Raw genomic sequence first — 19658 nt, 5'->3', positions numbered from 1 at the left:
CGGCCTCAGGCGCTGAACAGGTGCGGCACGCCGGAGGCGAACAGGCCGGGACGCGCCGCAGCCCACGGCAGACGCGCGCGCACGTTGGTTCCGGCGGGCTTCGCCGCCGCGACGCGCACATTGCCGCCGAGCGCCTCGCAGCGCGCGCGCATGCCCGACAAGCCGAAACGTCCGCTCTTGCGACGCGCCGCCGCGCCAATTCCGACGCCGTCGTCCTCCACGAGCAGGAGCACGCCTTGAGCATCGGTGGAAACGGACACGCGCGCGTGCGCGGCCTGCGCGTGGCGCGCGACGTTACCGAGCGCCTCTTGCATCACGCGAAAGAGCGCGAGCGACATGTCGTGCGACATGCGGTCCAGACGCGCATCGGTGGAACAGGAAAAGTCGACGGCGATCGCAGAACGCGTGCCGAAACTCGCGATCCATTCCGCGAGCGCGGCGGCGAAACCCGCGTCGAACGCAGGCGTCTGCAACCCTTCGACGATTCGATGACTCGTCTCGCAGACATCCGCGAGCGCGGCACGCGCCTGATGTAGCGCATCGCCAAGCGCGGCGGGCGCATCGGCGGGAATCCAGTGTTCGGCGCGTGCGAGCGCGAGATTGACAACGGTAAGCGCCGCGCCGGTTTCGTCGTGGAGATCCTGCGCGAGCGCCCGGCGCGCACGTTCTTCGGTCGCGGCGAGCAGCGCGGCGAGTTCCTGCACGCGCGCGGTAAGACGCTGAATCTGCCGATCGCCGTTGAGCTTGGCGTCGATCAGCGCCGACCAGGGTGAGGCGAACGGCTCGCCGGAGCATTCCGGCGCCGGTGACGGAACCCCGCGCAACGGGGCGCGGCGAATCGGGCTCTCATCGAGCGTGATCGTGGCCGACGGATTCATTCACTATCCTCGCTTTGAGCGCAACTGGAGCTACGTCCTCGGTTGTCTCACGAGCGGCGTAACTGAATTTACACTCTGTAACATCGACGACGGACTTTGCTCACGTCATGCGCCATCGAAAAGTAAACGCATGATATCTCAAAATTATTATAAATCCATGTCTGGCGGGGCTTCGGCAGGCGAACCTCATGTCGCTTGGCAAGTCGGACGCACACAATGCGTAAGAAAAACACCTACCGTTACCATCCGATTTGTAACAGCGGCTTGCGCGCGCCCCTTCTCGCGCAGACGAAAAAAAACCGGAGCGCGAAGCTCCGATTTATGCGAACGCGCCGTCTCAATCGATCAGCCGACGAACGCCTTTTCCACGACGTAGTGGCCCGGATGGTTGTTGCTGCCTTCCTGGAAGCCCATCGCGTCGAGCAGTTCGCGCGTGTCGCGCAGCATGTGCGGGCTGCCGCAGAGCATCACGCGATCGTTTTCAACCGAGAACGGCTCGACCGAAAGATCCGCGAACAGCTTCTTCGTTTCGATCAGATCGGTGATCCGGCCGCGGTTAGCGAATTCTTCGCGCGTGACGGTCGGGTAATACACGAGCTTTTCCGACACGATTTCGCCGATATGCTCGTGCGCCGGCAAATGCTCGGTGATGAAGTCCTTGTACGCGAGTTCGTCGACGAAACGGCACGTATGCGTCAGCACGATCTTCTCGTAACGGTCGTAGACGTCCGGGTCCTTGATGATCGACATGAACGGCGCGAGACCCGTGCCGGTGGACAGCAGCCACAGCGTCTTGCCGGGCAGCAGATTGTCGGCGACGAGCGTGCCCGTCGGCTTTTTGCCGATCAGCACGGAATCGCCCACTTTCAGGTGTTGCAGGCGCGAGGTGAGCGGGCCGTCGGGAACCTTGATGCTCAGAAATTCGAGATGCTCTTCGTAGTTCGCGCTCGCAAGGCTATAAGCGCGCAGGAGCGGCTTGCCCTCGACTTCGAGCCCTACCATCGTGAATTGGCCGTTCTCGAAGCGGAACGAGCTGTCGCGGGTGCAGGTAAAACTGAAAAGCGTGTCGGTCCAGTGATGGACGCTCAGAACGGTTTGAGAATTAAGGTTGCTCATGGCTTCTTGAACTGTGCTCTAACTGTGCGAAAGCGGGTGACGCTCTGACGCTCGCGGCCGATGCCACGCCAGGCCGGCGTCGAATAAAGCGCGCTAATAGGGCGCAACGAGGGCGCTGCGCTGCCCGAGCAGGACGATCGAATGGTGATGGTCGCCGATTGATCCGAAACCCGCGATTCGATGACAGCGTTCCACGCCGCGCCACGCGTGAACATCGCGCAAAAACAGGACAGCCCGGCGCAATCGGCTATTTTAACCCGATAGTCGTTTCGCGGTCCGAGCCTCGCCGTGCGGCAGCGTCGCGCACGCGCGCCTCGTGGGCGAACGTGCGGGCCGGGAAGGGCAGCGAAATCGGCAATTAAACTGGCGCGAAATCGGTCGCGAGTCGGCGATTTTCGCGCTTTGCTGCCGAAAAGCCGCCAAGCCCGCATGATAGCAACGGATGCCGCGCCTTTCCCGAAATACCCTTTCGGCGACAGGTTCGGGCGCGCGTCAGATGCGCTGATCCGTCGAAGGCTTTTCCCACAGGTTGATGCCGCCTTCCTGCGCGTGCTGATCGATTTCCGCGAGTTCTTCCTGCGTGAACTCCAGATTCTTCAGCGCGCCGACGTTTTCCGCGACCTGTTCCGCGCGGCTCGCGCCGATCAGCACCGAGGTCACGCGGCCGCCGCGCAGCGCCCACGCGAGCGCCATTTGCGCCAGGCTCTGACCGCGCTTCTGCGCGAGTTCGTTGAGCTTGCGCACGTGCGCGAGGTTGGCGTCGCTCAAATGCTCCTGCTTGAGCGAGCCACCGCCCGGTTTGTTCACGCGCGCATCCTGCGGCACGCCGTTCAGGTACTTGCTCGTCAACAGGCCCTGCGCGAGCGGCGTGAAGGCGATGCTGCCCGCGCCGATGTCGTCGAGCGTGTCGAGCAATTCCTCTTCGATCCAGCGATTGAGCATGTTGTACGACGGCTGATGGATCAGCAGCGGCACCTTGTGCTCCGCGAGCAGCTTGGCCATTTCGCGCGTTTTCGTCGCGGAATACGACGAGATGCCGACGTAGAGCGCCTTGCCCGAATGCACCGCGGTCGCGAGCGCGCCGGCGGTTTCTTCGAGCGGCGTGTCGGCGTCGAAACGATGCGAATAGAAGATGTCGACGTAATCGAGGCCCATGCGCTTCAGGCTCTGATCGAGGCTCGCGAGCACGTATTTACGCGAGCCGCCGCCCTGGCCGTACGGACCGGGCCACATGTCCCAGCCGGCTTTCGACGAGATCAGCAATTCGTCGCGATAGGGCCGGAAGTCGTCTTTGAAGATGCGTCCAAAGTTCGTTTCGGCGCTGCCATACGGCGGGCCGTAGTTGTTGGCGAGATCGAAGTGAGTGATGCCAAGATCGAACGCGCTGCGCAGAATTTCGCGTTGCGTGGAGATCGGCGTGCTATCGCCGAAGTTGTGCCACAAGCCCAGCGACAACGCGGGCAGCTTCAGGCCGCTCTTGCCGCAAGTGCGGTATTGCATCTGCGAATAACGCTCGGACGCTGCTTCGTAGGCCATGACGGATTTCCTCTGCGGTTTGCGAATTGGACGGACTGGGACGGACAGAATGCGTACCGCGCGCCGCGCGTGCGAACGCAACCTGCCAAGGGCGTCAATGGTAAGCCAATCGGGGCTAAGCGCGCACGGCCTGCGATGCCGTTCCGCTATCCGGCACTGGCCGATTGGCCAGCACGGGGAACGATCGAACGCGTTGTCGGACCAATGCAGATTCCGTTTCCGAGGAGCACGACTCATGGACCCGATCGACAGACTTCGTCCCGCTTACGATTCATTCAGCGCCATCGCCTTGACATACGGCATCGACATTTTGCTGGCCATTCTGATTCTCGCGGTCGGCTGGTGGATTTCGAACGCCGTCGCGAACGCGCTGCGCCGCACGCTCGGCCGCACCAACGTCGACGCGACGCTCACGCCCGTGCTCGCCAGTCTCGCGATGTGGGCGATACGCGTGGTCGCCATCGTCGCGGCGCTCGGCAAGTTCGGCATCGCCGCGGCCAGCATTCTGACCGTGCTCGGCGCGGCCGGCCTTGCCATCGGTCTTGCGCTGCAGGGCACGCTGCAAAATATCGCGGCCGGCCTGATGCTTCTGCTGCTGCGGCCGTTTCGCGTGGGCGATTACATCGAAGGCGTGGGAACGACGGCCGGCACGGTCAACGAGATCGGTCTCTTCACGACGCGTCTCACGAAAGCCGACGGCATCATCATGTTCGTGCCGAACAGTCTCATCTGGGCGAACGCGATCACGAACTACAGCGCCAACGACCGCCGTCGCGTCGTGATCAATTTCCAGGCGCAGCACGGGTTGAAGGTCGATCACGTGCTTTCGGAATTGCGCAGGCTGATGAGCGAGGATGCGCGCATCGTGCAGGATGGGCCGTCGGCGCCGTGGGTCGCGGTGACGGATTACACGGACACCGGCGTCAAATACAACCTCGGCGCGTGGACGAGCCGAAGCGATCATCAGTACGTGATGGCCGATCTGCTGAGCAAGATTCAGCCGTTCACGCGCGAGCAGGCGCAGGCTGCGTGAGCCGCATGAGCGCGGTGGACGCGCCCGCGCGAAACCGCTAATCTGACGCGCCTTTCAGATACGAGAACACGTTATGACCCGAGCGATTTCCGTTGCGCTGCTTGTCGGCGGCGTCGTGCTGCTGTACTTCGGCGGCCAGGCGTTTCACTCGCTCTCCAACGACGTCGCGCGCTTCTTCACCGGGTCGCCCACGAACAAGACCATCTGGCTGATCGCGGGCGGGATCGTCGCATCGCTCGCGGGGCTGATCGGCCTCGCGATTCCGTCGAAACGCTGAAACGCTAACGTCAGACGAGCGGCACTTCCGGTTTCGACGCCGAACGCGTGCCCGGCAACGCCGCATTGCTCGCGCCGCGATACGTGAAGACGAGCGAGAATTTCACCTGATCGGTGAGATTCTTGCCCGCGGAATGCAGCGTGTTGCAGTGGAAAAACACGACATCGCCCGGTTCCAGTTCCGGCGACACCGCCGTGCGGATCAGCGCGGCGTTCTCGGGCAAATCGGAGCGGAAGAATTTCGCGTCGTCGAAACGATCGGACGTGAACGGCAGCGTATGCGACATCGGCACGAACCACAGCGCGCCGTTCTCCACGGTTTCATTTCCGAGCGCGACCCACGCGGACACGAGATCGTCGCGCTCGAACGCCCAATAGCGCACGTCGCGATGCCATCCCGTCAGGCTGCCGTATGCCGGGTGCTTCGTCATCATGCAGTTGTGATGCGCCCGCGACAAATACGGCGCTTCGCCGAAATACAGCTCCATCCAGCCGCGCACTTCCGGCGATGTCGCGAATTCCGCGAAAAGCGGATGACGCGCGTAGGCGTCGAGCAGGCGTCGCACGGTGTGTCCGCCGGGCGCGTCTTTCGAATCGGGCGCGCCGGGATATTTCAGGTCCGCTTCGAACTCAACCGGCGCGGCGGCCTCGGCAAGCTGCTGGCGCGCGACTTCGCGCATGGCGTCGCGGCGTTCCTTAGATACCAGTCCTTTAACGATCACGTAGCCCTTTTGACGCAGCTCGTGAACCTGTTCCTTCTTCGATTTCAGCAGGTTTTGATCAGACATTTCAGTTCGTGGCTTCGGCGCTTTCGATCTTATTCATGCCGCCGGCGCTATATCCAGAATTGGGGCGAATACGCCGATTGTAATTCCGGCGGCGCCCGAAGGCCCGCGCGGCAACGATTCAGAAGGCGTTAATAAGCAGCCGCTTCATAAAAAAGCAGGGAAAACGCGGACTTATCGAGGTAATACGCGTCCTGTACATTGATTCGCATCAATTCGGTGCAACTTGCTAAAGACAGTTGAATCGAATCGTTGATCGCTATTTTTGAGACGACTATCGTCGAGTCTGCCTTCACGGAATCGACCAACTCCGCTGACATGAACCACCGAATCGCTATCGGACTTACGCGCGTTGCCTCGCGGGCGGCGCGTCCTGCGCGCCGCGGCATGATCCGCGCGCTGCGTCATCACTCCACCCGCACGCAACTGCTCGCCGAGCAACTGAAAAACGTGCATCCGGTAGACGGCATCCGGTCGTGGTTTCGCGGTTTCTTCTTCAATCTGCGCGTTCGCGCGGCTTCGCGTCGCGTGTCGTTGCGGGCGCTGCTGCGCCGTCCGATGCAATTGCGCGCGCCCACGCCCAAGCCGAAGGCCGCCGCGCTGACGAGCCGCCGTCCGCGACGCGTATCGACGAGCAGCGCCGGCTGGTACGCGTTCGCGGTGCGCTGAGCCGTTCATCCGCCGCTGGCTTCGTCGAGCGTCGGATAGTCGGTATAGCCTTTTTCTCCGCCGCCGTAGAACGTCGCCTCGTCGGGCGTGTTGAGCGGCGCGTCCGCCTTAAAGCGCTCGACCAGATCTGGATTTGCGATGTACGCGCGGCCGAACGCCACGGCATCGGCTTCGCCGCATTCGATGCGCGCGTTCGCTTCGTCCGCCGTGTATTCGCCGCAGACGATGATCGCGCCGTCGTAAGCCTCGCGCAGCGCGCGGCGATAGCCTTCCGGCAGCGGCGCGCCGCCGGCCCAGTCGCCTTCCGCCAGGTGCAGATACGCGATGCCGATGCGCTTCAACTCGCGCGCCAGATAGAGCGATGACGCCTCGCCTTCATCGTCGTGCAAGTCGAATCCCGTGAAGTTCGGCGATATGCGGATCCCCACGCGATGCGCGCCGAGCACGCCCGCGACCGCCTCCAGCACGTCGATGACGAACCGCACGCGATTCTCGATGCTGCCGCCGTAGTCGTCCGTGCGATGGTTCGTGCCCGTCGCCATGAACTGATGGAGCAGATAGCCATTGGCCGCGTGCACTTCGACCATGTCGAAACCGGCGCGCTCGGCGCGATGCGCGGCATCGACGAATTGCAGCACGATACCCGGCAGCTCGCCGATGTCGAGCGCGCGCGGCTCGTCGGCATCGGTCATGCCGTAGGTGCCGTCGTCGTGTTTCACGAACACCTGGGTATCGCGCGCGCGGATCGCGGAGGGCGCGACCGGTGCCGCGCCGCCTTCCTGAATCGACCGGTGCGACACGCGCCCCACATGCCACAACTGCGACGCGATGCGCCCGTGCCGCGCATGCACCGCACCGACGACGGCCTTCCAGCCAGTCTCCTGCGGATCGGAATAGATGCCGGGCGTCGCGACATAACCCTGGCCCTGTCGCGAAACCTGCGTCGCCTCGGTCACGATGAGCCCCGCGCTCGCGCGCTGCGCGTAATAGTGCGCGTTCATCTCGCTGGGAACATCGCCGGGCTGCGACGCGCGATTGCGCGTGAGCGGCGCCATCACGACGCGATTCGGCAGTTGCAGATTCCCAATGCTGACGGGGGAAAGAAGCGTGTCGTACGGCATGTCGGCTCCGTTGATGATCGGTTATGCCGTCGATCCGGTCGCAAGAAGCGCGCCGCGCAAGCACAAAAAAAACCGGCAGGCGGTGTGCCTGCCGGTTCTTGTCCTGCCTTTTCAGCCGATGGCGTTACGCCACGCTTGCGACCGGCTCCGTGCCCGCGGCTTCCGCGAGTGCGAGCGCCTTGTCGGTGGCTTCCCACGAGAATTCGGGCTCTTCGCGGCCGAAATGGCCGTAAGCTGCCGTCTTTTCGTAGATCGGGCGCAGCAGATCGAGCATCTGGATGATGCCCTTCGGACGCAGATCGAAGTGCTCGAGAACGAGCTTCGTGATTTCGGCGTCCGACACGCGGCCCGTGCCGAACGTGTTGACCATCACCGAAGTCGGGCGTGCGACGCCGATCGCATACGACACCTGAATCAGCGCGCGCGAAGCGAGACCGGCCGCGACGATGTTCTTCGCGACATAACGGCCGGCATACGCCGCCGAGCGGTCGACCTTCGACGGGTCCTTGCCCGAGAACGCGCCGCCGCCGTGCGGAGCCGCGCCGCCGTACGTATCGACGATGATCTTGCGGCCCGTCAGACCGCAGTCGCCCTGCGGGCCGCCGATGACGAAACGGCCCGTCGGATTGACCAGGAACTTGATGTCGCCCTTGATGAGTTCCTTGGGCAGCGTCGGCTTGATGACTTCTTCGATCACCGCTTCGCGCAGTTGCGGCAGGTCGATGTCCGGCGAATGTTGCGTCGACAGCACGACCGTGTCGATGGAATGCGCGCGGCCATCGACGTAACGCACGGTGACCTGCGACTTCGCGTCCGGACGCAGCCACGGCAGACGGCCGTCGCGGCGCAGGTTCGCCTGACGCTCGACGAGGCGGTGCGAAAGGTGGATCGGCAGCGGCATCAGTTCGGGCGTTTCGTCGCACGCGTAGCCGAACATGAGGCCCTGGTCGCCCGCGCCCTGGTCGAGGTTGTCGTCGTGCGCCTTGTTCACGCCTTGTGCGATGTCCGGCGATTGCTTGTCGTATGCGACGAGCACCGCGCAGCCGCGATAGTCGATGCCGAAGTCGGTGTTGTCGTAGCCGATGCGCTTGATGGTGTCGCGCGCAACCTGGATGTAATCGACGTTGGCGGTGGTCGTGATTTCGCCCGCGAGGACGACGAGACCGGTGTTGCACAGCGTTTCCGCCGCGACGCGCGAGTATTTGTCCTGCGACAGGATGGCGTCGAGGATGGCGTCGGAGACTTGATCGGCGACCTTGTCCGGGTGGCCTTCGGAAACGGATTCGGAAGTAAAGAGGTAGTCGTTCGACACGCTTCAGACTCCAATAAGAGTACGGTTGATGTTCACGTAGCCGTCTTCTTTTGGAGTCTGAAGCGGCGACGCTTTAGCGGATGTTTCCAGACCGCCGGCTTCTTTCAGATAAGAAGACTTCGGCCTGCTTCGCCCCGCAAGTTGTCCATTAACTCGGCGAAGGTTCTATTATACCGGCTTCCCTCGTTTTCACAGAATTGACCCTTTTGGCTTACCTGGTCCCGCTCCACTCGTCCGCCCGCCGGAGTTCGTCATGCTAGGCCGCATCGGCGTGGCGCTCGCCATCGGCTTTCTCAAATTCCTCGCGCTCATCCCGTATGGCATCACCGCGCGTTTCGGCGACGCTCTCGGCTGGCTGCTCTATCAGATTCCGAGCCGCCGCAAGCGCATTGTCCATACGAATCTGAAGTTGTGTTTTCCCGAGTGGTCCAAAGAAAAGCGCGAGGACATCGCCCAGAAGCATTTCCGGCACGCGATCCGCAGTTACGTGGAGCGCAGCGTGCAATGGTTCGGCTCGGCGAAGAAGCTCGAAAAGCTCATTCAAGTGGATAGCGCGGTCGATCTCGACGATCCCGATCTGCCGCCCACGCTCTTTCTCGGCTTTCACTTCGTCGGCATCGAGGCGGGCTCGATCTTCCTCAACTATTCGCTGCATCGGCAGTGCGGATCGCTGTATCAGCCATTTTCGAATCCGCAGATCGAGGAACTCGCGAAGAAGCAGCGCGCCCGCTTCGGCGCCGACATGGCGAGCCGCGCCGACAGCGCGCGCATCGTGCTGCGCTGGCTGCGCGACCGCAAGCCCGTGATGCTCGGCGCGGACATGGACTACGGCATGCGCAATTCGACGTTCGTGCCGTTCTTCGGCATCCCGACGTGCACGCTCACCGCCGTCGGCCGCCTGGCGAAAACGGGCAAGGCGCAGGTCGTGCCGTTCATCGGCGAGGTGTTGCCGAACTACAAGGGTTATCGGCTGAAGATTTTCAAGCCGTGGGACAACTACCCGACCGGCGACGACGAAGCCGACGCGCGCCGCATGAACGCGTTTCTGGAAGAGCAGATTCCGCACATGCCGGAGCAATATTATTGGGTGCACAAGCGCTTCAAGACGCGGCCGCCGGGCGAGCCGAGCTTCTATTGACGCGAGGAGCAGTTCGAAGCGGCGCGGCATCGCGGCTCACATACAATAGCGGCCATGAAACTGAAATTCACGAAAATGCAGGGCGCGGGCAACGATTTCGTCGTGCTCGACGGCTACACGCAGGCGCTCGATCTGTCCGCCGATCAGGTGCGCGCGCTGGCGAACCGTCACTTCGGCGTGGGCGCGGATCAACTGCTGCTCGTCGAAAAGCCGACCATCGACGGTGTCGACTTCAAATACCGCATCTTCAATTGCGATGGCGGCGAAGTCGAACACTGCGGCAACGGCGCGCGCTGCTTCGTGAAGTTCGTGCGCGACCGGCGTCTGACGGACGCATCGACGGTGCGCGTGCAGGTGCAGAACGGCATCATCACGCTGACGATGCAGGAAGACGGCGAGGTCGTCGTCGACATGAGCACGCCCGTGTTCGATCCGCCGCAAGTGCCGTTCGACACGCACGCGCTCGAAGGCCGCAACGAAGGCCACGACACGCTCTGGCCGCTCGACGTGAGCGGTGAAATTCGCTGGATCTCCGTCGTGTCGATGGGAAATCCGCATGCAGTGCAGATCGTCGACGACGTCGAGGCGTATCCGGTCCTGTCCGAAGGCCCGCTCATCGAACGTCACGCGCGCTTTCCGAAGCGCGTCAACGCGGGCTTCATGCAGATCGTCGATCGTCATTCGGTGAAGCTGCGCGTCTACGAACGCGGCGCGGGCGAAACCCTCGCGTGCGGCACGGGCGCGTGCGCGGCGGTCGCCGCCGGCATCCGCCGCGGCCGTCTCGATTCGCCCGTGCGCGTTGAGACGCACGGCGGCACGCTCACGATTTCCTGGGACGGCGCGCAGAACGAAGCCGCCGCGCTCTTCATGGCCGGCCCGGCCGCAACGGTTTTCGAAGGCGAAATCGAGCTCGATCGCATCGTTTAACGCATACACGTCACCATGAATCCACGCGAAGTCGCCGACTACCTGCTCGACAATCCCGATTTCTTCGTCGAGCACGCGGAACTGCTCGGCTCCATCCGGCTTTCGAATCCGCACGGCAAGGCGGCCGTGTCGTTGCAGGAACGCCAGATGGAAATGCTGCGCGACAAGAACAAGCAGCTCGAACGGCGTCTCGCCGAACTGCTGCGCTACGGCCACGAGAACGACAGCATTTCGACCAAGTTCAATCGCTGGACGGTGCGCGTGATCGCGCAGCGCGATCCGTACGCGCTGCCTGCGACCATCAGCAAAGGTTTGTGCGAAGTCTTCGATGTGCCGCACGCCGCGCTGCGCGTGTGGGATATCGACGAAGCGTATCGCCAGGCCGATTTCGCGCGTCAGGTCGGCGAGGAAGTCCGCATTTTCACGAGCAACCTCGCCGCGCCGTACTGCGGCGCGAATACCGGCTTCGCGGCGGCGCATTGGCTGGGCGTGGCGAACTCGGCATCGGCGACGGTCGCGCCGGATGACGGCCCGTCGGACGTCGACCGCAAGATCGAATCCGTGTCGCTCATCGCGCTGCGTGATCCGCAAGCCGGCCCGGACGCGCCGAGCTTCGGTCTGCTGGTGATGGGCTCGCCCGATCCGCGCCGCTTCCATGACGGCATGGCGACGGATTTCCTCACGCAGATCGGCGCGCTCGCGAGCGCCGCGCTGTCGCGCCTGCTGCCGCACTGAACATGCGCGCCGCCGCCGAAGTGATCGCCGAATATCTCGCGATGCTGGAGCATCAGCGGCATCTGTCCGAGCACACGCTGCGCGGTTACACGCACGAGCTGAGCGAACTGCGCGCGCTCGCCAAGGACCGTCCGCTGGACTCGCTGACCGCCGCCGACATTCGCGGCGCGGTCGTGCGCGCGCACGCGGGCGGCCTGTCGTCGCGGTCGATCGCGCATCGGCTGTCGGCGTGGCGCGCGTTCTATCGATGGCTCGCCGAGCGCGTCGACATGCCCGCGAATCCCGTCGCGACCGTGCGCGCACCCAAGCGCGAGAAGACGCTGCCGAAGGCGCTTTCCGTCGATGACGCCATGAAGCTCATGGACGCGCCGCAAGCCGGCACGACGGAAGCGTTGCGCGATCACGCAATGCTCGAACTCTTCTACTCGTCGGGCTTGCGGCTCGCGGAGCTCGTGACCCTCGACGTGCGGCATGCCGAATCGTCGGTTAGCTGGCTCGATCTCGAGAGCGCGGAAGTTCACGTCCAAGGCAAAGGCAAGCGCGAACGCAAGGTGCCGGTCGGCAGAAAAGCGATCGATGCTCTGCGCGCGTGGATCGCCGTGCGCGACGAATTCGTCAAGCACGAGCCGCATGCGCTCTTTCTTTCCGTGCGCGGCAACCGCATGGCGCCGGGCGTGGTGCGCGAACGCGTGAAGCGGCTCGCGCTGCTGGCGGGCATTCCGTCGAACGTGCATCCGCACGTGCTGCGGCATTCCTTCGCGACGCACGTCCTGCAATCGAGCGGCGATCTGCGCGCGGTGCAGGAACTGCTCGGCCACGCGAGCATCACGGCCACACAGATTTATACGTCGCTCGATTTTCAGCATCTCGCCCGCGTCTACGATGCGGCGCACCCGCGCGCGAAGAAGCGCGATTAACTCCGCGAGCGCCTCGAGCGCCGCCTCCGGATTGCAATGAACACCATCACGCTCAAACCGGCGAAGGACAAGTCGCTCGTTCGCCGCCATCCCTGGATTTACGCGAATGCGATCGCGCGCATCGACGGCAATCCCGCGCCCGGCGCGACGGTCGTCGTGCGCGCGGCGGACGGCCGCTTTCTCGCGCGCGCGTCGTATAGCCCGAGCTCGCAGATTCGCGCCCGCGTCTGGACGTTCGACGAAAGCGAGCCGGTCGATCACGCGTTCTTCAAGCGCCGCGTGCAGCGCGCGGTCGCGCATCGGCAGAAGATGGTGAAGGACACCGGCGCCACGCGTCTCGTCTTCGGCGAAGCGGACGGCTTGCCGGGACTCATCGTCGATTACTACGTCGCCGACGAGGGCAAGCACGCGCAACTCGTCTGTCAGTTCATGGCGACGGGCGTCGAAGCGTGGAAAGAGGCCATCGTGCAGGCGCTCGTCGATGCGACCGGCTGCCCGAACGTCTACGAGCGCTCGGACGTGTCGATCCGCCAGAAGGAAGGGCTCGAACAGACGACCGGCGTGCTCGCCGGCGACGCGCCGCCCGAGACGCTCATCGCAAACGAGTGCGGCGTGCGTTATCACGTCGACGTGCGCAACGGCCACAAGACGGGCTTCTACGTCGATCAGCGCGACAACCGCGTGCTCGTCGCGCAGCACGCGCAAGGCCGCGAAGTGCTCAACTGCTTCTGCTACACGGGCGGCTTCTCGCTCGCCGCGCTCAAAGGCGGCGCGACGCGCGTGGTATCGGTCGATTCGTCCGGCGAAGCGCTCGCGCTCGCGCGCGCCAACGTGACGGCGAATGGCTTCGACGCGCAAAAAGCCGAATGGCTCGACGCCGATGCCTTCAAGACACTGCGCCGCCTCTACGACGAAGGCCAGCGCTTCGACCTGATCGTGCTCGATCCGCCGAAGTTCGCGCCATCGAAGGAAACCGTCGACCGCGCCGCGCGTGCATACAAGGACATCAACCTGAGCGGCTTCAAGTTGCTGCGTCCGGGCGGCCTGCTGTTCACGTATTCGTGCTCCGGCGCGATCGATTCGGACCTCTTTCAGAAGATCGTCGCGGGCGCGGCGGCGGACGCGCGCGTCGATGCGCGCATCTTGAAGCGTCTCGGCGCGGGCGTCGACCATCCGCTGCTGACGGCGTTTCCGGAAGGCGAGTATCTGAAAGGGCTGCTGTTGCAAATCGCCTGACCGGCCCCAGTTATGCGCGATCCGCGCGCCCAGGACGCACGAAGCGTCGGCTGCGCAAATATGTTCCAATATTCGACTCAGCGCGTTCCCCGAACTTTAAAGGCGACACCATGATTCCCGTAACCATCCTCACCGGCTTTCTGGGCAGCGGCAAAACCACGCTGCTCAAGCGCATCCTGAACGAAAAGCACGGCATGAAGATCGCCGTGATCGAGAACGAGTTCGGCGAAGAGAACATCGACAACGAAATCCTCGTGCAGGAGACGAACGAGCAGATCATCCAGATGAGCAACGGCTGCATCTGCTGCACGATTCGCGGCGACCTCGCGCGCGCGCTCGAAGACCTCGCGAACCGCAAGAAGGCGGGCACGCTCGATTTCGACCGCGTCGTGATCGAAACCACGGGTCTCGCGAATCCGGGTCCGGTAGCGCAGACGTTCTTCATGGATAACACCGTCGCCGACGAATTCCTGCTCGACGCGATCATCACGCTCGTCGACGCGAAGCACGCGAACGCACAGCTCGATCAGCACGAAGTCGTGCAGCGTCAGGTCGGTTTCGCGGACCGCCTGTTCATCACCAAGTCGGATCTCGTTTCCGCCGATGAACTCGAAGCGCTGAAGCATCGCCTGCTGCACATGAATCCGCGCGCGGCGATCAAGGTCGTGAATTTCGGCGATGCCGACATCAAGGAAATCTTCGATCTGCGCGGCTTCAACCTCAATTCGAAGCTCGAGATCGATCCGGACTTCCTCGCGGAAGACGAGCACGATCATGACCACGCGCACGATCATGATCACGACCACGATCATTCGACGTGCGGCCACGATCACAGCCACGATCACGAGCACGGGCATCATCATCACCATCATGCGCATCACGACGACAAGATCAAATCGTTCGTGTACCGCAGCGACAAGCCGTTCGATCCCAACCGCCTCGAAGATTTTCTCGGCGGCATTCTGCAGATCTACGGCGAGCGTCTGCTGCGCTACAAGGGCGTGCTCTATATGAAGGGCGTCGATCGCAAGGTCGTGTTCCAGGGCGTGCATCAGATGATGGGCAGCGATCTCGCCGGCAAGTGGATGCCGATCGAGAAGAAGAACAGCAAGATGGTGTTCATCGGTATCGAGCTGCCGAAGGATCTCATCACCGACGGCCTCGACGCCTGCCTCGTGAAGTAATCCGGCATGCATCTCGCTTGGATGGGACGATTCACGCGGGGCGAAAACGGGCGCTGATGCAAAACGCCGCCGCGAAGGGCTCGCGCGCGGCGTTTTTCATGTCGGACTTTCGATGCGCGTATGTAATCGCGCCCACGAACCGACATCGCTTTTTGCACGTCCAGGCGTTATATTTTTGAAATTCCGGCGCAATTCGACAGGGTTTTCCGTAGGTTTAGCCGGAAATTGCGGTTCAGTTACAATACAGCCCCACTGGAGAAGGGCAGTTCCGTTGAATGCGCGTCCCGGACGCACGGCCAGCGGACGTTAGGAGAAGGGATGTCCCGTCGGGACGATGCCTCGATTTGCCGGGGGAAGGCAAATCAAGTCAAAGCACCGGGGCCGGAAATCCTGGGCCATGTGAATGCGCCCGGCCTTTCGGAGCATCATCCAATATCGGTTTCCAGAGGAGTTCGGCCCCGCATCGACGCGTCGCGCAGACCATGCGTGCCGATGCGCTGCATGCGGGCAACGCAAGTGCGGGCGTTGCGAAGACATCGCCTTACATTGAAGAAGCAAGCAGATGACAACGAAACTCTTGACCGAAGCCGAAATCCTGAAGATGAGCGAGAAGGACTACATGAACGAGGATCAGCTCGCCTTCTTCAAGAACCGGCTCGAACAGTTGCAAGCGGACATTCTGAAGAATGCCGGCCAGACAACCGAGAATCTGCGGGAAACGGTGATCGTGCCGGATCCGGCGGACCGCGCGACCATCGAGGAAGAACATGCACTGGAACTGCGTACGCGCGACCGCGAGCGCAAGCTTCTGAAGAAGGTGCAGCAATCCCTCGCGCGCATCGAGTCCGGCGATTACGGCTGGTGCGAAGAGACCGGCGAGCCGATCGGCATTCCGCGCCTGCTCGCGCGTCCGACGGCCACGCTCTCGCTCGAAGCTCAGGAACGCCGCGAACTGCGTCAGAAACTGTTCGGCGACTGAAATCGTTGCCGGCCGGCGATCGTCGCGGGACCGCCCGCCACGGGGGACACGCCGCCGCGAAAAGTTGGGCATCGGCAGTCGCATCAGCAAAAAGGCATCCATCGACGGGATGCCTTTTTTGCTTTCCGGCGCGTAAAAGCGGCGGCCGCCGCTGTCGCACGCCTTGATAAATTCCCCGCCGCCCTAAAATGAACTCGACGCGCCCCGCAAAACGTTTCATCGCGGCGGGCGCGAGCGCGGCGCCGTCCGCCCGGGAGCTTGCACCCGACGGAACCCCGCGCCGTGCACTCCATCGAATTCTCGACTGCGCGGCGGCTCAGGCCGAACGACCGGCCGCCCCGCGTCCTTCTGTTTTCACAAGGAACGCACATGGAACAATTTCACGGCACGACCATCGTCTCCGTGCGCCGCGACGGCAAGGTCGCGCTGGGCGGCGATGGTCAGGTGACGCTCGGCAACATCGTCATGAAAGGGGGCGCGAAGAAAGTGCGCCGCATCTATGGCGGCAAGGTGCTGGTCGGCTTCGCCGGCGGCACCGCCGACGCGTTCTCGCTGCTCGACCGCTTCGAAGCAAAGCTCGAGAAACATCAAGGCAATCTGACGCGCGCCGCTGTCGAACTCGCGAAGGACTGGCGCACCGACCGCATGCTGCGCCGCCTCGAAGCCATGCTCATCACGGCCGACAAAGACACGACGCTCGTCATCACCGGCAACGGCGACGTGCTCGATCCCGAGCACGGCATCGCCGCCATCGGCTCGGGCGGCGCATACGCGCAGGCCGCGGCGCAGGCGCTCATCGAGAACACGGATCTCGCGCCGCGCGACATCGTCGAGAAGGCGCTGACCATCGCCGGCGACATGTGCATCTACACCAATCACAATCGCGTCATCGAGACGATCGAATAAAGGACCCTAGCGATGACCACCATGACTCCCTCCGAAATCGTCTCCGAACTCGACAAGCACATCATCGGCCAAGGGCGCGCGAAGAAGGCGGTTGCCGTCGCGCTGCGCAACCGCTGGCGACGTCAGCAGGTCGCGGAGCCGCTGCGTCAGGAAATCACGCCGAAGAACATTCTGATGATCGGGCCGACGGGTGTCGGCAAGACCGAGATCGCGCGGCGTCTCGCCAAACTCGCGGACGCGCCGTTCATCAAGATCGAAGCGACCAAGTTCACCGAAGTGGGCTACGTCGGCCGCGATGTCGATAGCATCGTGCGCGATCTGATCGAAATTTCCGTGAAGCAGACGCGCGAATCCGAGATGAAAAAGGTTCGCACGAAGGCGGAAGACCGCGCCGAAGACCGCATCCTCGACATTCTTCTGCCGAGCGCGCGCCCGGTCGGATTCAGCGCGTCGAACGCGATCGAGTCGAACAGCGAAGGCGGCGACAACGCCACGCGCCAGACCTTCCGCAAGCGCCTGCGCGAAGGCGCGCTGGACGACAAGGAAATCGAGCTCGACGTCGAAATGCCGCAAGTCGGCATGGACATCATGGGGCCGCCGGGCATGGAAGACATGACCGAGCAGATTCGTTCGATGTTCGCGAACATCGGCGGCGGCAAGAAGACGCGCCGCAAGGTGAAGGTCAAGGAAGCGTTGAAGCTCCTTACCGACGAAGAAGCCAGCAAGATGCTCAACGACGAAGAGGTCAAGAGCCGCGCGGTGCAGAACGTCGAGCAGAACGGCATCGTGTTTCTCGACGAAATCGACAAGATCGCGTCGCGCAGCGAGGCGGGCGGCGCCGAAGTGTCGCGCGCGGGCGTGCAGCGCGATTTGCTGCCGCTCGTCGAAGGCACGACGATCAACACGAAGTACGGGATGATCAAGACCGATCACATTCTGTTCATCGCGAGCGGCGCGTTCCATCTCGCCAAACCGAGCGATCTGATTCCCGAGCTGCAAGGGCGTTTCCCGATTCGCGTCGAGCTGGATTCGCTGTCCGTCGGGGATTTCGAATCGATCCTGAACGCCACCGATGCGAGTCTCGTCAAGCAGTACAAGGCGCTCCTCGCGACGGAAGACGTCGAACTCGATTTCGCCGAGGACGGCATCCGGCGTCTCGCGGAAATCGCGTTTTCGGTGAACGAGAAGACGGAGAACATCGGCGCGCGGCGGCTTTATACCGTCATTGAAAAGCTGCTGGAGGAAGTGTCGTTCGCGGCGGGCAATCACGCGGGACAGCCGGTGCGGATCGATGCGGCCTATGTAGACCGCGCGCTCGGCGACGTGGCGCAGGACGAGGATCTGTCGCGCTACGTGCTATAAGGGCGGCTGATACGTCGAGGAAAACCGGGCCGCGCGCCCGGTTTTTTCGCTTGCTAGGGACGAAAAAAAGCCCGCCTGTGTGGCGGGCTGAATCCATATCAGGAGGAGACATGGAGGAGACAGTTCCGATAATACACAGGCACTTGATGCGACGCAATAGAAATTTCGGTAAAAACCCCTATGGCGTGTCTGTGTGGTATCTGCGCGTCACTCTTCCGATTTCGCCTTCCGATGACACAGCAAGAATCGGCGCGTAACCTCGTTCGCGCGGCTCTACAGTGGTCACGTACCCACGAGCCGTCGAGGTCGTCATGAAAACCGCAACGAACCCTGTCTTTTCGTCCGATGAACACCGCTGGCAAGCTGTCGTCGATCGCGACCAGCAAGCCGACGGCGCATTCTTCTTCGCCGTGCGCACGACCGGCGTGTTCTGCCGGCCGTCGTGCGCGTCGCGGGCGCCGCGCCGGGAAAACGTCGAGTTCTTCCCGACGACCGACGCCGCCGAGCAAGCCGGATATCGCGCATGCAAGCGCTGTCAGCCGACGAGCCTGCCGCGCGAGCTGGCGGTCGTCGAACGCGCGTGCAAGGTGCTCGACGCCGATCCGCAGCAGCGCATGACGCTCGCGCAACTGAGCGAGGCCGTGCACGTCAGTCCATTCCATCTGCAGCGCCTGTTTTCGCGGATCGTAGGCATTTCGCCGCGTCAGTATCAGGCGGCGCAGCGTGCGGGCGTGCTGCGCGACGCGTTGCAGCGCGGCCGCGATGTCACCAGCGCGACGCACGACGCCGGTTTCGGCTCGCCATCGCGCATGTACGAGGCGGTGCCCGCGGAACTGGGCATGACGCCGTCCGCGTACAAGCGCCGCGGCGCCGGGCTGACCGTGCGTTACGCGAGCGCCGCGACGCCGCTCGGCACGGTGCTCGTCGCCGCGACCGCGAAGGGCGTCTGCGCGATCACGTTCGGCGAAGATGCCGACGCGCTCGTCGAGCAACTTGCCATCGATTTCGCGCAGGCCGAACGCATCGAAGATGCCGCGACGATGGAGCCGTTCATCGCGCAAATCCGTGCGTATCTGCAAGGCACGCGCGAGCGTTTCGACTTGCCGCTCGACATCGGCGCGACGGCCTTTCAACGGCGCGTGTGGGACGCCTTGCGACGCATTCCCTACGGACAGACGCGCAGCTACACGCAGATCGCCGAAGCGCTCGGCGCGCCGCGCGCGGTGCGGGCGGTGGCGAACGCGTGCGCGTCGAATCCGGTGGCGCTCGCGATTCCGTGTCATCGCGTGATCGGCAAGGATGGCGCGATCGCGGGTTATCGCTGGGGCACGCCGCGCAAGGAGACCTTGCTCGAAACCGAACGCGCGCGCAACGAAACCAACAAGGTCGCATGAGACAGGAACGCTCGCCGTCGACATGACGCGCGAGCGTTTCCATTTCTTCGCGAGCCGCCCGAAGCGGCTCCAAAGCACATTGCAAAGCGTTCCGAGCGAATCCCGAAAAACCCGCAATCCCTTGCTGGCTCTGGGCTCAAGCACGCCTTACACC

At 63.3% G+C, this 19658-nt stretch carries 19 protein-coding genes; 13 read left to right on the top strand and 6 right to left on the bottom strand.

Going from position 1 to position 19658, the window contains the following annotated elements:
• Positions 1 to 5 precede the first annotated feature (5 nt).
• From AWB77_RS01055 to mgrA, 3 genes are all read right to left on the bottom strand, one after another.
• Positions 6 to 878 carry a sensor histidine kinase gene (locus AWB77_RS01055; RefSeq protein ID WP_061132547.1) on the bottom strand — a complete coding sequence of 291 codons (873 nt, stop codon included), beginning with the start codon at positions 876 to 878 and terminating at the stop codon, positions 6 to 8.
• Between the two features lie 345 nt (positions 879 to 1223).
• Positions 1224 to 1994, bottom strand: a complete 771-nt coding sequence (locus AWB77_RS01050; RefSeq protein ID WP_061132546.1) for a ferredoxin--NADP reductase — start codon at positions 1992 to 1994, stop codon at positions 1224 to 1226.
• Positions 1995 to 2486: 492 nt separating this feature from the next.
• Positions 2487 to 3530: an L-glyceraldehyde 3-phosphate reductase gene (mgrA, locus tag AWB77_RS01045; RefSeq protein ID WP_061132545.1), complete on the bottom strand. Its 1044-nt coding sequence runs from the start codon at positions 3528 to 3530 to the stop codon at positions 2487 to 2489.
• A gap of 235 nt (positions 3531 to 3765) precedes the next feature.
• Here mgrA and AWB77_RS01040 point away from each other — a divergent pair, with 235 nt between their 5' ends.
• Both AWB77_RS01040 and AWB77_RS01035 read left to right on the top strand, forming a co-directional pair.
• On the top strand, positions 3766 to 4563 hold the full coding sequence (locus AWB77_RS01040; RefSeq protein WP_061132544.1) for a mechanosensitive ion channel family protein: 798 nt from the start codon (positions 3766 to 3768) through the stop codon (positions 4561 to 4563).
• 73 nt (positions 4564 to 4636) lie between these two features.
• A complete protein-coding gene (locus tag AWB77_RS01035) occupies positions 4637 to 4840 on the top strand; it encodes a DUF3185 family protein (RefSeq protein WP_061132543.1) in 204 nt (67 codons plus the stop codon).
• 10 nt (positions 4841 to 4850) lie between these two features.
• Here AWB77_RS01035 and AWB77_RS01030 read toward each other — a convergent pair whose 3' ends face one another.
• Positions 4851 to 5627, bottom strand: a complete 777-nt coding sequence (locus AWB77_RS01030; protein ID WP_061132542.1) for a phytanoyl-CoA dioxygenase family protein — start codon at positions 5625 to 5627, stop codon at positions 4851 to 4853.
• A gap of 315 nt (positions 5628 to 5942) precedes the next feature.
• Here AWB77_RS01030 and AWB77_RS01020 point away from each other — a divergent pair, with 315 nt between their 5' ends.
• Complete coding sequence (locus AWB77_RS01020; RefSeq protein ID WP_208601479.1) at positions 5943 to 6293, top strand: hypothetical protein; 351 nt, start codon at positions 5943 to 5945, stop codon at positions 6291 to 6293.
• Positions 6294 to 6298: 5 nt separating this feature from the next.
• On the opposite strand, the gene AWB77_RS01015 is transcribed toward AWB77_RS01020, so the two are convergent.
• Both AWB77_RS01015 and metK read right to left on the bottom strand, forming a co-directional pair.
• Positions 6299 to 7414: an alkene reductase gene (locus tag AWB77_RS01015; RefSeq protein ID WP_061132540.1), complete on the bottom strand. Its 1116-nt coding sequence runs from the start codon at positions 7412 to 7414 to the stop codon at positions 6299 to 6301.
• Positions 7415 to 7538: 124 nt separating this feature from the next.
• Positions 7539 to 8726: a methionine adenosyltransferase gene (metK, locus tag AWB77_RS01010; protein WP_061132539.1), complete on the bottom strand. Its 1188-nt coding sequence runs from the start codon at positions 8724 to 8726 to the stop codon at positions 7539 to 7541.
• Positions 8727 to 8979: 253 nt separating this feature from the next.
• Here metK and AWB77_RS01005 point away from each other — a divergent pair, with 253 nt between their 5' ends.
• The 10 genes from AWB77_RS01005 (at position 8980) to ada (ending at position 19504) form a co-directional block, all read left to right on the top strand.
• Positions 8980 to 9864, top strand: coding sequence for a lipid A biosynthesis lauroyl acyltransferase (locus tag AWB77_RS01005; protein WP_061132538.1), 885 nt, complete (start codon positions 8980 to 8982; stop codon positions 9862 to 9864).
• Between the two features lie 54 nt (positions 9865 to 9918).
• A complete protein-coding gene (dapF, locus tag AWB77_RS01000; RefSeq protein ID WP_061132537.1) occupies positions 9919 to 10791 on the top strand; it encodes a diaminopimelate epimerase in 873 nt (290 codons plus the stop codon).
• 15 nt (positions 10792 to 10806) lie between these two features.
• Positions 10807 to 11526 (top strand): DUF484 family protein, encoded by a 720-nt coding sequence (locus tag AWB77_RS00995; protein ID WP_061132536.1) that lies wholly within the window; start codon positions 10807 to 10809, stop codon positions 11524 to 11526.
• Between the two features lie 2 nt (positions 11527 to 11528).
• Entirely contained in the window at positions 11529 to 12443 is a 915-nt protein-coding gene (gene xerC, locus AWB77_RS00990; RefSeq protein WP_061132535.1) for a tyrosine recombinase XerC, read from the top strand.
• 36 nt (positions 12444 to 12479) lie between these two features.
• Entirely contained in the window at positions 12480 to 13679 is a 1200-nt protein-coding gene (locus tag AWB77_RS00985) for a class I SAM-dependent rRNA methyltransferase (protein WP_061132534.1), read from the top strand.
• A 110-nt stretch (positions 13680 to 13789) separates the two neighbouring features.
• Positions 13790 to 14863, top strand: a complete 1074-nt coding sequence (locus tag AWB77_RS00980; protein ID WP_061132533.1) for a CobW family GTP-binding protein — start codon at positions 13790 to 13792, stop codon at positions 14861 to 14863.
• Positions 14864 to 15425: 562 nt separating this feature from the next.
• A complete protein-coding gene (dksA, locus tag AWB77_RS00975) occupies positions 15426 to 15842 on the top strand; it encodes an RNA polymerase-binding protein DksA (RefSeq protein WP_008352366.1) in 417 nt (138 codons plus the stop codon).
• 369 nt (positions 15843 to 16211) lie between these two features.
• A complete protein-coding gene (gene hslV / locus AWB77_RS00970; RefSeq protein ID WP_014192734.1) occupies positions 16212 to 16748 on the top strand; it encodes an ATP-dependent protease subunit HslV in 537 nt (178 codons plus the stop codon).
• A 12-nt stretch (positions 16749 to 16760) separates the two neighbouring features.
• Positions 16761 to 18110, top strand: coding sequence for an ATP-dependent protease ATPase subunit HslU (gene hslU / locus AWB77_RS00965; protein ID WP_061132532.1), 1350 nt, complete (start codon positions 16761 to 16763; stop codon positions 18108 to 18110).
• A gap of 311 nt (positions 18111 to 18421) precedes the next feature.
• The gene (ada, locus tag AWB77_RS00960; protein ID WP_061132531.1) at positions 18422 to 19504 is read left to right on the top strand and encodes a bifunctional DNA-binding transcriptional regulator/O6-methylguanine-DNA methyltransferase Ada; all 1083 of its coding nucleotides are present in this window, start codon (positions 18422 to 18424) and stop codon (positions 19502 to 19504) included.
• Positions 19505 to 19658 lie beyond the last annotated feature (154 nt).

Origin of the sequence: Caballeronia fortuita, from assembly GCF_001544835.2 — a bacterium.
GTDB lineage: Bacteria > Pseudomonadota > Gammaproteobacteria > Burkholderiales > Burkholderiaceae > Caballeronia > Caballeronia fortuita.
The sequence above is the reverse complement of the archived record's forward strand: the minus strand, read 5'-3'. Positions and strand labels throughout refer to the sequence as shown.